The organism is Pseudomonas sp. SH10-3B (assembly GCF_019891415.1).
Lineage (GTDB): Bacteria > Pseudomonadota > Gammaproteobacteria > Pseudomonadales > Pseudomonadaceae > Aquipseudomonas.
In genome coordinates this window covers 68,582-81,277 of record NZ_JAFLXD010000005.1, presented here as the reverse complement: position 1 = coordinate 81,277, position 12,696 = coordinate 68,582, and the positions used below count along the sequence as shown (strand labels likewise).

General features: G+C 61.3%; 15 protein-coding genes. 8 read left to right on the top strand and 7 right to left on the bottom strand.

Features of this window, described 5'->3' with window-relative positions; translation table 11 throughout:
- Window positions 1–39: 39 nt before the first annotated feature.
- Both J1G35_RS05780 and cyaY read right to left on the bottom strand, forming a co-directional pair.
- Entirely contained in the window at window positions 40–258 is a 219-nt protein-coding gene (locus J1G35_RS05780; protein ID WP_223014024.1) for a DUF1289 domain-containing protein, read from the bottom strand.
- Between the two features lie 2 nt (window positions 259–260).
- Entirely contained in the window at window positions 261–593 is a 333-nt protein-coding gene (cyaY, locus tag J1G35_RS05775; protein WP_223014022.1) for an iron donor protein CyaY, read from the bottom strand.
- A gap of 238 nt (window positions 594–831) precedes the next feature.
- On the opposite strand from cyaY, the gene J1G35_RS05770 reads away from it, so the two are divergent.
- The 6 genes from J1G35_RS05770 to J1G35_RS05745 are packed head-to-tail and all read left to right on the top strand — an operon-like array spanning window position 832 to window position 5,417.
- The gene (locus J1G35_RS05770; RefSeq protein ID WP_010207449.1) at window positions 832–1,002 is read left to right on the top strand and encodes a lipoprotein; all 171 of its coding nucleotides are present in this window, start codon (window positions 832–834) and stop codon (window positions 1,000–1,002) included.
- 9 nt (window positions 1,003–1,011) lie between these two features.
- Window positions 1,012–2,259: a diaminopimelate decarboxylase gene (lysA, locus tag J1G35_RS05765; protein ID WP_053127711.1), complete on the top strand. Its 1,248-nt coding sequence runs from the start codon at window positions 1,012–1,014 to the stop codon at window positions 2,257–2,259.
- Window positions 2,260–2,262: 3 nt separating this feature from the next.
- Entirely contained in the window at window positions 2,263–3,093 is an 831-nt protein-coding gene (gene dapF, locus J1G35_RS05760) for a diaminopimelate epimerase (protein WP_223014020.1), read from the top strand.
- Window positions 3,094–3,106: 13 nt separating this feature from the next.
- Entirely contained in the window at window positions 3,107–3,823 is a 717-nt protein-coding gene (locus J1G35_RS05755; RefSeq protein ID WP_053127709.1) for a DUF484 family protein, read from the top strand.
- A gap of 2 nt (window positions 3,824–3,825) precedes the next feature.
- On the top strand, window positions 3,826–4,725 hold the full coding sequence (gene xerC, locus J1G35_RS05750; protein ID WP_053127707.1) for a tyrosine recombinase XerC: 900 nt from the start codon (window positions 3,826–3,828) through the stop codon (window positions 4,723–4,725).
- On the top strand, window positions 4,722–5,417 hold the full coding sequence (locus tag J1G35_RS05745; protein ID WP_223014018.1) for an HAD family hydrolase: 696 nt from the start codon (window positions 4,722–4,724) through the stop codon (window positions 5,415–5,417). The genes xerC and J1G35_RS05745 overlap by 4 nt, the downstream gene beginning before the upstream one ends.
- 117 nt (window positions 5,418–5,534) lie before the next feature.
- On the opposite strand, the gene sutA is transcribed toward J1G35_RS05745, so the two are convergent.
- The 4 genes from sutA to glnK all read right to left on the bottom strand — a co-directional run bounded on the left by sutA (window position 5,535) and on the right by glnK (window position 8,320).
- Window positions 5,535–5,870, bottom strand: coding sequence for a transcriptional regulator SutA (gene sutA / locus J1G35_RS05740; RefSeq protein ID WP_053127703.1), 336 nt, complete (start codon window positions 5,868–5,870; stop codon window positions 5,535–5,537).
- 102 nt (window positions 5,871–5,972) lie between these two features.
- A complete protein-coding gene (locus tag J1G35_RS05735; protein WP_223014016.1) occupies window positions 5,973–6,398 on the bottom strand; it encodes a secondary thiamine-phosphate synthase enzyme YjbQ in 426 nt (141 codons plus the stop codon).
- Between the two features lie 211 nt (window positions 6,399–6,609).
- The gene (locus J1G35_RS05730) at window positions 6,610–7,947 is read right to left on the bottom strand and encodes an ammonium transporter (RefSeq protein WP_223014014.1); all 1,338 of its coding nucleotides are present in this window, start codon (window positions 7,945–7,947) and stop codon (window positions 6,610–6,612) included.
- Between the two features lie 34 nt (window positions 7,948–7,981).
- Window positions 7,982–8,320 carry a P-II family nitrogen regulator gene (glnK, locus tag J1G35_RS05725; RefSeq protein WP_002555808.1) on the bottom strand — a complete coding sequence of 113 codons (339 nt, stop codon included), beginning with the start codon at window positions 8,318–8,320 and terminating at the stop codon, window positions 7,982–7,984.
- 422 nt (window positions 8,321–8,742) lie between these two features.
- Between glnK and J1G35_RS05720 the strand changes: the two genes are divergently transcribed.
- On the top strand, window positions 8,743–9,003 hold the full coding sequence (locus J1G35_RS05720; protein ID WP_027608312.1) for an accessory factor UbiK family protein: 261 nt from the start codon (window positions 8,743–8,745) through the stop codon (window positions 9,001–9,003).
- 154 nt (window positions 9,004–9,157) lie between these two features.
- A complete protein-coding gene (locus J1G35_RS05715; RefSeq protein WP_053127697.1) occupies window positions 9,158–10,654 on the top strand; it encodes a YifB family Mg chelatase-like AAA ATPase in 1,497 nt (498 codons plus the stop codon).
- Window positions 10,655–10,717: 63 nt separating this feature from the next.
- Here the strand turns inward: J1G35_RS05715 and J1G35_RS05710 are convergent, their stop codons facing one another.
- Complete coding sequence (locus J1G35_RS05710; protein ID WP_053127695.1) at window positions 10,718–12,694, bottom strand: methyl-accepting chemotaxis protein; 1,977 nt, start codon at window positions 12,692–12,694, stop codon at window positions 10,718–10,720.
- Window positions 12,695–12,696: the final 2 nt, after the last annotated feature.

The following is a 12,696-nucleotide window of genomic DNA, read 5'->3' as shown; positions in this document are numbered from 1 at the left end:
CCGGACACTACCACAGCACCGCAAATAAACAAGATGGGCTCAAGGCGTGGCTTTGCGTTGCTCGGCCTGGGCCACGATCACTCGCCGCCGCTGATCATCGGCGGAGCGCCATTCACGGATGTCTTCCACATGGCGGAAGCAGCCGAGGCAGACTTTTTGCTCGTCCAGGCGACACAAACTGATACAAGGTGACGGCACCGCCGGGCTGACATTACTGAACAGCGGCTTGGGTGGGCGTGCGGGTGCAGGTTGCGTCACGATCAAATCTCGTCGAAGTCCAGGTCAGCGCCGGACTGTTCCTTCGTGAGACGAGCCAGCATTTCGCTCAGCAGTTCCTCAGTGGTGTCGTGTGCCCAACGATTTTCTTCTTCGTCGTAGTCGAAGTGAAAACCACCGGAACGTGCAGCCAGCCACAGCTGACGCAATGGCTCCTGGCGACTGAAGATCAACTGGGTGCCGTTCTCGAACTTGACGGTCAGCACGCCGGCCGAGTTTTCCAGGTCCACGTCCAGGCCGCTGTCGTCGAAAATATCTTCCAGTGCCTGCTGGGTCGCATCCACCAGGTCGTGAAAACGGGCTTCGGTCAAACTCATTGTGGCAACCTCAAAAGTGTCTGGTTTTGCTCAAGCGCCGCACGATACGGGCGAGCCTCGCCGATTGCAAAGGATACCGATTTCAACGCGATTGACGGCGGGAAATATCCTCAACCAGCGTAGTCCGCCTCCAGAGCATCTCGGCAAACCCCCGCCGGACGGGTATTTCAGCGCATAGGCAAGCTGGCGGGTGGTCGGTATACTCGGGCGCAATTAATGCATATTCAAGGATTTCGCCATGAAGCGCCTGATCTCTTCCCTTGCTGCGCTCGTCGCGGTCGCTTGCCTCGTTAGTGCCTGTGGTCAAAAAGGCCCGCTGTACCTGCCCGATGACAGCAAAGACCCGAACGAACAGGCACAATCGTCGCAAAAGCCATCCAAAGCGCATAAGCACGACACCTACGAATAAGGGAGCTCCATGGACGCTTTTAACTACCGGGACGGCGAGCTGTTCGCGGAGGGCGTGGCGTTGTCCGCGATTGCCCAGCGCTTTGGTACCCCGACCTACGTGTACTCCCGTGCGCATATCGAGGCTCAGTACCGCTCGTTCACCGACCCGCTCGATGGCGTACCGCACCTGGTGTGCTACGCGGTCAAGGCCAACTCCAACCTGGGCGTATTGAATGTCCTGGCGCGTCTGGGCGCCGGTTTCGACATCGTCTCCCGTGGCGAGCTAGAACGGGTACTGGCCGCTGGCGGCCAGGCTGACAAGATCGTTTTCTCCGGCGTCGGCAAGAGCCGCGAAGACATGCGCCGCGCCCTGGAAGTCGGCGTGCATTGCTTCAACGTCGAATCCACCGACGAGCTGGAACGCCTGCAAGTCGTTGCCGCCGAAATGGGCGTTCGTGCGCCGATCTCCCTGCGCGTCAACCCGGACGTCGATGCCGGCACCCACCCGTACATTTCCACCGGTCTCAAAGAGAACAAGTTCGGCATCGCCATTGCCGACGCCGAAGACGTGTACATCCGCGCCGCCCAACTGCCGAACCTGGAAGTGCTGGGTGTCGACTGTCATATCGGCTCGCAACTGACCACACTGCCGCCGTTCCTGGACGCCCTCGACCGCCTGCTGGCTTTGATCGACCGCTTGGGCGAATGCGGCATCTACCTGCACCACATCGACCTCGGTGGTGGCGTGGGCGTGCGTTATCGCGATGAAGAGCCACCGGCGATCGCCGACTATATCCAGGCGGTGCGCGAGCGCATCGAAGGCCGCGACCTGACGCTGATGTTCGAGCCGGGCCGCTATATCGTCGCCAACGCTGGCGTGTTGCTGACCCAGGTCGAGTACCTCAAGCACACCGAGCACAAGGATTTCGCCATCGTCGATGCGGCGATGAACGACCTGATCCGCCCGGCGCTGTACCAGGCCTGGATGAACGTCACCGCCGTGACGCCTCGTGACACCCAAGCCCGCGCGTACGACATTGTCGGCCCGATCTGTGAGACCGGTGACTTCCTGGCCAAGGATCGTCAACTGGCCCTGGAAGAAGGCGACCTGCTGGCCGTGCATTCGGCCGGTGCCTACGGGTTTGTCATGAGTTCCAACTACAACACCCGCGGGCGTACCGCCGAGGTGCTGGTGGACGGTGATCAAGCGTTTGAAGTGCGTCGCCGCGAGACGGTAGCCGAGTTGTATGCTGGCGAAAGCCTGCTGCCGGAGTAAGCCATGCTGCTGCGTTTTACCAAGATGCACGGGCTGGGCAATGATTTCATGGTCCTCGACCTGGTCAGCCAGCACGCACACATCCTGCCCAAGCACGCTAAACAGTGGGGCGACCGTCATACCGGGATTGGTTTCGACCAGTTACTGATCGTCGAGGCGCCAAGCAACCCGGAGGTGGATTTCCGTTATCGGATCTTCAACTCCGATGGCTCCGAAGTGGAACAGTGCGGCAATGGCGCGCGCTGCTTTGCACGCTTTGTGCTGGACAAGCGCCTGACCGCCAAGCGGCAGATCCGCGTCGAGACCAAGAGCGGCGTGATCGAGCTGGATATCCGCAGCGACGGCCAGATCAGCGTCAACATGGGTGCGCCACGCCTGGTCCCGGCGGATATTCCGTTCCTGGCGACCGAGCAGGCCGCCAGCTACGCGCTGGACGTTGACGGCCAGACCGTCGACATCGCTGCCGTGTCCATGGGCAACCCCCATGCGGTGCTACGGGTCAACGACATCAACAATGCCCCCGTGCATGAACTGGGGCCGAAAATCGAACACCACCCGCGCTTTCCGGCGCGGGTCAATGTGGGTTTCCTGCAGGTGATCGACCGTTCCCGCGCGCAATTGCGTGTGTGGGAACGCGGCGCCGGCGAAACCCAGGCCTGCGGTACCGGTGCTTGCGCCGCTGCCGTGGCCGCGATCAGCCAGGGGTGGATGGATTCGCCACTGCTGATCGACCTGCCCGGTGGACGCTTGTCCATCGAATGGGCAGGCCCTGGCCACCCGGTGATGATGACCGGGCCGGCCTCGCGCGTATACGAAGGACAGGTCCGTCTATGAGTGAGCCAAGCGAATGACCGATAAGCCTCAAGTACCCGCACACGCAACCCCGAGCGATAGTCTGGAGGCCGCTGCTGTCGCGGCGTACCTTGAGGCTAATCCGGACTTCTTCGTCGAACACGAAGAACTGCTGCCGGCCCTGCGCATCCCCCACCAGCGCGGCGATACCGTGTCGCTGGTGGAGCGACAGATGAAGATCCTGCGCGAGCGCAATATCGAAATGCGCCATCGACTCTCGCAGTTGATGGACGTCGCGCGCGACAACGATCGCCTGTTCGACAAGACCCGCCGCCTGATTCTGACGCTGATGGACGCCACCAGTCTGGAAGAAACCGTGATCGCCGTGGAAGACAGCCTGCGCCAGGACTTCCAGGTGCCGTTTGTCAGCCTGATCCTGTTCAGCGACAACCCGATGCCGGTGGGTCGCTGGGTCAGCGGCAGCGAAGCACAGACGGCCATTGGCGGCCTGCTTTCCGAAGGCAAGACCATCAGCGGCACGCTACGCGAGCATGAACTGGACTTCCTGTTCGGCGCCGAACAGCGCAAGCAGATCGGCTCTACGGCCGTAGTCGCCCTCAGCCATCAAGGCCTGCATGGCGTGCTGGCCATTGCCAGCCGTGATCCCGCGCACTACAAGAGCTCGGTGGGCACGCTGTTCCTGACCTATATCGCCGAAGTGCTGGGCCGCGTCCTGCCACGCTTCACCACCGCCCTGCGCGCGGTGCGCTAACCATGGAACGACAACTGGACGCTTATTGCGCTCACCTGCGCAATGAGCGCCAGGTGTCACCCCATACGCTGGAAGCCTATCGGCGGGACTTGAACAAGGTCCTGGCCTACTGCGAAAAACAGCAGATCAGCAGCTGGAAGACCCTGGATATCCAGAACCTGCGCAGCCTGATCGCGCGGCTGCACCAGGCGGGCCAGTCTTCGCGCAGCCTGTCGCGGCTGCTGTCGGCGGTGCGCGGTCTCTATCACTACCTCAATCGCGAAGGCCTCTGCGACCACGACCCGGCCAATGGCCTGTCCCCGCCGAAAGGCGAGCGACGCCTGCCCAAGACCCTGGATACCGACCGTGCCCTGCAATTGCTCGATGGTGCAGTGGAGGACGATTTCCTCGCCCACCGCGACCAGGCGATCCTCGAACTGTTTTACTCATCAGGCCTGCGCCTGTCGGAGCTGACCGGCCTGAACCTCGATCAACTGGACCTGGCGGACGGCCTGGTGCAAGTGCTCGGCAAAGGCAGCAAGACCCGAGTGCTGCCGGTCGGCAGGAAAGCCCGCGAAGCCCTGCAAACCTGGCTGCCGCTGCGCGCCCTGGCCAACCCGGTGGACGACGCGGTGTTTATCAGCCAGCAAGGCCGGCGCCTGGGCCCACGGGCCATCCAGATACGGGTCAAGGCCGCCGGCGAGCGCGAGCTGGGGCAGAACCTGCACCCGCATATGCTGCGCCACTCCTTTGCCAGCCATATGCTGGAATCGTCCCAGGACCTGCGCGCGGTGCAGGAACTGCTCGGCCACTCCGACATCAAGACCACACAGATCTATACCCATCTGGACTTCCAACACCTGGCAACGGTGTACGACAGTGCCCATCCACGGGCCAAACGCATCAAGGGCGGCGACTCATGAGTATCAAGCTGATCACCTTCGACCTGGACGACACGCTCTGGGACAACGTACCCGTCATCATCAGCGCCGAAGCGTCGATGCGCGAATGGCTGGCCACCCACGCTGCCAAAGTCGGCGACCTGCCCCTGGAGCATTTCGCCAATCTTCGCCAGCAGGTGCTGCAACGCCATCCCGAACTCAAGCACCGCATCAGTATCCTGCGCCACCGGGTGTTGATGCACGCGTTTGAAGAGGCCGGTTATCCACAGCCTGAGGCCTCCGAAATGGCCGATGTGTGTTTCGAAGCGTTCATTCACGCCCGCCATCAGCTCACGCCATTCCCTGAGGCCGAGCCGATGTTGCGAGCGCTGCGCCAGCACTTCCTGCTGGGTGTGATCACCAATGGCAATGCCGATGTGCAGCGTGTGGGCCTGGCGGACTACTTTCACTTTGCCTTGCGCGCTGAAGATATCGGCATCGCCAAGCCGGACGCACGACTGTTCCAGGAAGCGCTGCAACGCGGCGGAGTGGATGCCAGCGCGGCGGTGCATGTTGGCGACCATCCTGGGGATGACATTGCTGGGGCGCAGCAGGCGGGGCTGAGGGCGGTGTGGTTCAACCCCACCGCCAAGGTGTGGGAAGCCGATAAGCACCCCGACGCGGAGATTCGTAGCCTGACTGAGCTACCGGAGTTGCTACGCAGTTGGCAGTAGCACCAGAGATCCAAGCCCTCCTCCCACATTTGGATCACCACAAGGCTCAAACAAATCATCAGGCATGAAAAAACCCGCAGCGACGGCGGGTTTTTTCTTACAAGCAGGTGGCTGACCTTAGATAGGTCGGCTGCCGTACTTGTTATCCGGCTTCTTGGGCGGGTCTGCAACCACATTGGGCTCGACTTCGACCACTTTGCCGCCTTTGGCAAGAAACTCTTCCATCGCACGGGCCAGCGCATCGCGCTCTTTGTTCTTGGCTTCAACGCTCGGCAATTCGTCTACCGAAACCGCAGCCTTGGCTTTGCCCTTGGCTTTGGGAGCCGCGTCATCGCCACCAGCGTCATCGGCCTCGTCAGCAACGTCGTCAACTGCTGCCGCGTCAAGATTATCTTCGGCCTCGTCGTCGTCACCTACTTCAAGGTCGTCGTTTTCCAGATCATCGTCGCTCATGTTCTACCTCATGACTTGCGAAAAGCAGATTAGTTATAGCCCAGCTTCATCCTCTGTCGAGGCCGCCGGGAAAAAATCAACATCCACCGGATAACCAGTGGCTTATGCCTCATCACCGTGCAAGGTGGCGAGGACTTTACGAGCACCGCCATGATCACGGTGCTCGCCCAGATAAACACCTTGCCAGGTTCCCATCGCCAAGCGGCCGGCCTTGACCGGCAAACTCAGCTGGCAGCCCAGGAGACTGGCCTTGAAGTGCGCCGGCAGATCATCCGGACCTTCGTCGTTATGTTCAAACCCGGCACGGCCTTGCGGCACCAGCGAGTTGAAAAACCGTTCGAAGTCACGGCGAACCGCCGGATCGGCATTCTCGTTGACGGTCAACGAGGCCGAGGTGTGCTGCAACCACAGATGCAACAGGCCCACGCGACAGGCCTTCAACTCAGGCAAGCCGGCAAGCAACTCGTCGGTCACCAGGTGAAAGCCTCGAGGCTTGGCCCGCAGGGTAATCAGGGTCTGTTGCCACATACAGTTCTCCGCCCATCGGCGCGCATTCTAGCGCGCTCTGGGAAAAAACAAAGTGCCGAATACGCCTACATGCCTGTAAGACATTTGCACGCAGGAAAGTGCCGCATGCGTACCATCACAAACTCGACGCAAAAACCGACACAGCTTGTTAAGACTGACAAACACCAGACAAAAAAATGCCCGGCAAGCCGGGCATCTTTTTTTTGCGTACTTACAGGTTGTAGCCGCGTTCGTTGTGTTGCGCCAGATCAAGGCCGACAGCCTCTTCCTCCTCGGTGACGCGCAGGCCCATGACCATGTCCAGCACCTTGAGGATGACGTAGGTAACGATGGCCGTGTAGATCACGGTGAAACCGACACCTTTGCACTGGATCCAGACTTGAGCCGCGATATCTGTCACGGTGCCGAAGCCGCCCAATGCAGGGGCTGCAAACACACCCGTGAGAATCGCGCCGACGATACCGCCGATACCGTGCACGCCGAATGCGTCCAGGGAGTCGTCATAGCCCAGCTTGCGCTTGAGGCTGGTCGCGCAGAAGAAGCAGATCACACCCGCTACCAGGCCGATCACCAGGGCGCCCATCGGGCCAACGGTGCCGGCGGCCGGCGTAACGGCTACCAGGCCGGCCACTACACCCGAGGCGATGCCCAGTGCGCTTGGCTTACCGTGAGTGATCCACTCGGCGAACATCCAGCCCAGCGCTGCAGCAGCGGTAGCAATCTGAGTCACCAGCATCGCCATGCCGGCAGTGCCGTTGGCCGCAGCAGCGGAACCGGCGTTGAAACCGAACCAGCCGATCCACAGCATCGCCGCACCTACCAAGGTGTAACCCAGGTTATGCGGTGCCATTGGGGTAGTCGGGAAGCCTTTGCGCTTGCCGAGCACGATGCACGCCACCAGGCCAGCCACACCGGCGTTGATATGCACCACGGTGCCGCCAGCGAAGTCCAGCACGCCCCAGTCCCACAGCAGGCCACCGTTGCCGCTCCACACCATGTGGGCGATGGGTGCATAGACCAGGGTGAACCAGATAGCCATGAAGATCAGCATCGCGGAAAACTTCATGCGCTCGGCGAAAGCACCGACGATCAGCGCCGGGGTGATGATCGCGAAAGTCATCTGGAAGGTGATGAACACTGCTTCAGGGAACAGCGCCGCAGGCCCGGTGATGCTGGCCGGGGTCACACCCGCCAGGAACGCCTTGCCCATGCCGCCGAAGAAGGAGTTGAAGTTGACCACACCCTGTTCCATACCTGTGGTATCGAACGCGATGCTATAGCCGTAGACGACCCACAGGATGCTGATAAGGCCAGTGATGGCGAAGCACTGCATCATCACCGACAGAATATTTTTGGAGCGGACCATGCCGCCGTAGAACAGCGCCAGGCCGGGGATGGTCATGAACAGCACCAGTGCGGTGGCGGTCAGCATCCAGGCGGTGTCGCCGGAGTTGAGGACTGGAGCAGCCACTTCGTCTGCCGCCATGGCCAGGCTTGGCATTACGATGGACAACAGGGCTCCGAGCCCTGCGAATTTACGCAGAGTCATATTGTTTTCTCCTGGGGCGTTGGGGTTTGGCGGCTTAGATTGCGTCGGTATCGGTTTCGCCGGTACGGATGCGAATAGCCTGTTCCAGATTGACCACGAAGATCTTGCCGTCACCGATCTTGCCGGTGTTGGCGGCCTTGGTTATCGCTTCGATAACCCGGTCAAGATCCTTGTCGTCAATGGCGACATCAATCTTCACCTTCGGCAGGAAATCGACTACGTATTCCGCGCCGCGATACAGCTCGGTGTGACCCTTCTGCCGACCGAAGCCCTTGACCTCAGTAACGGTAATGCCCTGCACGCCGATCTCGGACAACGACTCGCGTACATCGTCCAACTTGAACGGCTTGATGATGGCAGTGACTAGCTTCATGAAAACTCTCTCCCGAATTGGTGGACTTGCCCCAGGAAAACAAACCCGTCTCAAGTCTAAGCGCAGTGCCTGGCTTTGTAACGCATCGTCGCAAGGGCAGTTGCCATTGCGACGCCAGCGAACCACTGGTGACGAAACCTGTACCCCTGATCCGTCGGCGCACTGCATTCGTCACAGCGACTGCATCAGTGCATGGGTCATGATCGTCTAAGCAGAAACCTTGCTAGCTCCGTAAAAATCACTGAAATCAGTCCTTTGGCCACGTACGCCCAATTGCCGGGCTTTGCGTCGAGGGCAATGCGCACAAAAACAGTGCGCCTCCGCCCGTCCCTCTGCGCGAAAACCGTGCGCCCGAGGTCGTGAAAAAGACTATAGACGCTGCGTGATACACTGCCCGCCAACAGTTTTCCGGAATATTCCCCATGCTCGCGCCCAAAGACCTCCTCGATGCCCTGAGCGGCCACGCCTCTCGCCTGTTCAGCGGCGACACCCCGCTGCCCCGCAATGAAATCGAAAGCCAGTTCAAGGCCTTGCTGCAAAGCGGCTTCAGCAAGCTCGACCTGGTGAGCCGGGAAGAGTTTGATAGTCAGATGGTGGTTTTGGCCCGCACCCGTGCGCGATTGGAGAGCCTGGAGGCGAAAGTTGCAGAGCTGGAAGCGCGGTTGACCCCTCCTGCTGAATAAATGCGATCAGTGTGGGAGGGAACAAGTCCCCTCCTACATTTGCTCAACCTTTTGCTCTGGATACGTTCTGTAAAACCTCCCCGCCTCGCTCTTCCCTACCTCGTCTACCCTTGAAAAACCGCAGAAAGCGGCCTCCCCCTTTCAAGGAACGAGCATGTCCCTCGCCATCGTCCACAGCCGCGCCCAGATCGGCGTCGAAGCCCCTGCCGTCACCGTCGAAGTGCATATGGCCAATGGTCTGCCGTCCCTGACACTGGTGGGTTTGCCCGAAACGGCGGTCAAGGAAAGCAAGGACCGCGTACGCAGCGCCATCCTCAACTCCGCGCTGCAATATCCCGCCCGCCGCATCACCCTCAACCTCGCGCCCGCCGACCTGCCCAAGGACGGCGGGCGTTTTGATCTGGCGATTGCCCTGGGGATCCTGGCAGCCAGTGTGCAGGTGCCGGCGTTGATGCTCGATGACGTGGAATGCCTGGGGGAGTTGGCGCTGTCTGGCGAGGTGCGTGCGGTAAAAGGCGTGTTGCCGGCGGCCCTGGCGGCACGCAAAGCCGGGCGCACCGTGATAGTGCCACGGGCGAATGCCGAGGAAGCGTGCCTGGCTTCCGGGTTGAAGGTGATAGCAGTGGACCACCTGCTGCAAGTGGTGGCGCACCTGAATGGGCACGTGCCGATCGAGCCTTACAAGTCCGATGGCTTGATGTACTTGAACAAGCCTTACCCCGACTTGAGTGAAGTGCAGGGCCAATTGGCGGCCAAGCGGGCGCTGCTGATTGCGGCGGCCGGCGCGCATAACCTGCTGTTCAGCGGACCGCCCGGCACCGGCAAGACCTTGCTCGCCAGCCGCCTGCCAGGTTTATTGCCCCCGTTGAGCGAACAGGAGGCGCTGGAAGTTGCCGCGATTCAATCGGTTGTAAGTCTGGCACCGCTGAGCCATTGGCCCCATCGACCGTTCCGCCAACCGCATCATTCGGCATCAGGCCCGGCACTGGTGGGCGGCGGCTCGAAACCACAGCCGGGAGAAATCACCCTGGCTCACCATGGGGTGCTGTTTCTCGATGAGCTGCCGGAGTTTGATCGCAAGGTGCTTGAGGTGCTGCGCGAGCCGCTGGAATCGGGGCATATCGTGATTTCCCGCGCCCGCGACCGGGTAAGCTTCCCCGCGCGCTTTCAGCTGGTGGCCGCGATGAATCCCTGCCCCTGCGGCTACATGGGAGAACCCAGCGGGCGCTGTCGCTGTACGCCGGAACAGATTCAGCGGTATCGCAACAAGCTCTCCGGGCCGCTGCTGGACCGAATCGACCTGCACCTGACAGTGGCAAGGGAAACGACTGCGCTGAACCCGATCCAACAGGCTGGCGAGGATACCGCCCATGCATCAGCACGGGTCGCCCAGGCCCGCGAGCATCAACAAAAGCGCCAGGGTTGTGCGAATGCCTTTCTTGATCTGCCAGGGCTGCGCGAGCACTGCAAGCTCGCGAAGGTGGATGAAGGCTGGCTGGAAACGGCCTGTGAACGACTGACGCTATCGCTGCGCGCAGCCCATCGACTGCTCAAAGTGGCACGTACCCTGGCGGACCTGGATCAGGTGGATGCCATCACCCGTGATCATCTGAAAGAGGCCCTGCAATACCGCCCGGCGGCGATCACTTAAGCGTGGCGCAGATCCAAATGTGGGAGAGGGCTGGGTCCCTCCCACATTTTGTACAGCGGTGGCTCAGCGAAAGCGATCCACCTCATGGCGCAAACTCGCCGCCAGCGTCTCCAGCTCCTTGGCGGTAATTGCCAGGTTGGACACCACTTCACGCTGCTCGCTGTTGGCCAGCGCGATGCTCTGCAGGTTGCTGCTGAGCAAGGTCGCGGTGCTGCTCTGCTCCTGGGTGGCGGTGGTGATCGCGGCGAACTGCTGACCGGCCGAGCGGCTTTGCTCGTCGATGCGCGCCAGGGCCGAGGCCACGTCGGCGTTGCGCGACAGGCCTTCCTGCATCAGCGCATTACCGTGCTCCATGGTGCTGATGGCGTTGCCGGTTTCCTTCTGGATGCTCTGGATCATCCCGGAAATTTCATCGGTGGCTTCGCGTGTACGCGACGCCAGGTTACGTACCTCATCGGCGACCACGGCAAACCCACGGCCCTGCTCACCGGCGCGGGCGGCTTCGATGGCAGCGTTGAGCGCCAGCAGGTTGGTCTGTTCGGCGATCGAGGTGATCACGCCGACGATCCCGCCGATTTCCTGGGAGCGCTGGCCCAAGGTGTTGATCACGGTGGCAGTGCTGTTCAGCGCCGTGGCGATATGTTCCAGAGACGACGAGGCTTCCTGCATCGAGTTGCGGCCAATGCGGGTTTGCTGGGCGTTTTCCTGGGCGAGGCGCTCGGTGGCGCCCATGTTGTCGGCGATGTTCAGCGAAGTGGCGCTGAATTCTTCGACCGCGCCAGCCATGCTGGTGATCTCACCGGACTGTTGCTCCATGCCGTCATAGGCACCGCCGGACAGGCCGGACAACGCCTGGGCGCGGCTGTTGACGTCTTCGGCCGCCTTGCGGATATGCGAAACCATGGTCGACAGCGCTTCGCCCATCTGGTTGAAACTACGCGCCAACTGGCCGATTTCGTCATGGCTGGACACGTTGAGGCGTGCACTCAAGTCACCCGCGCCCAAGGCTTCGGCCTGACGCACAAGGTCACTCAGGGGTTGCAGCTTGCTGCGCAGCAGCCAGACCGTGGCGCCCACCGCCAGCAACATCGCTAGCACGCTGCCGATCACCAGGCGAGTACCCACCGCCCAGGTGACTGCGCGGATTTCAGCTTTCGGCATGCTCGCGACCACGGCCCAAGGACCACCCTCGAAGGGCACCGAAACGCTGTAGAAGTCTTCGTTCTTGTCGCTCCAGAAGCGGCCTTTGCCTGGGCTCTTGGCCAGGTCCAGCATCACAGGAACCGACTGATCCAACGCCTGCACGCCCGCCGGCGGCACCAGCCAACGCTTCTGCTCATCCAGCAACGCCAGGGAACCCGTTTGGCCAATGCGGAAGCGCTTGAGGTTTTCGAACTGCGCGGCTTGCGCATCGGTGTAGTCAAAACCGATGAACAGCACGGCAATTACCTTGCCGCTGGAGTCCCGTACGGGGCTGTACTGGGTCATGTAGGACCGATCGAACAATACCGCGCGCCCGATATAGGCCTGGCCACCCAGTACACGCTGGTAAGCCGGGCCCTGGCGATCAAGCACGGTGCCGATCGCACGGCTGCCGTCCTGTTTGGTCAGGGAGGTGCTGACGCGGATGAAGTCGTCACCGCTGCGCACGAATACCGTAGCCACGCCGCCGGACATCTGCTTGAACTCGTCAACTTCGCTGAAGTTGTTGTTGAGCACTTCGCTGCCCAACAGCAGACTCGGTGTCTGAACCCCGGCGACAGTGATCATCTGATCCGACTGCACCGTCAACCCGGCGCTGAAGCGCTTCTCGAACAACCCCGTCAGGCGCTGAGTGCTCTCGCGCAAGGTGCTGTGGAAAGTGTTGAGCTGGTCGGCGAGCAGGCGCGCCTCGCTGGCCAGGTGTTCCTCGCGGGTATCGAGGTTGGCAGAGTCGAGGGAGCGCAAGGCAAACACCGTACTGCCGCCAATAGCGACAGCCAGTATCACGGCTAATGCGAGGCCTAACTGTGAGGCAATCCGGGCGCGAGGTTGAGACATGA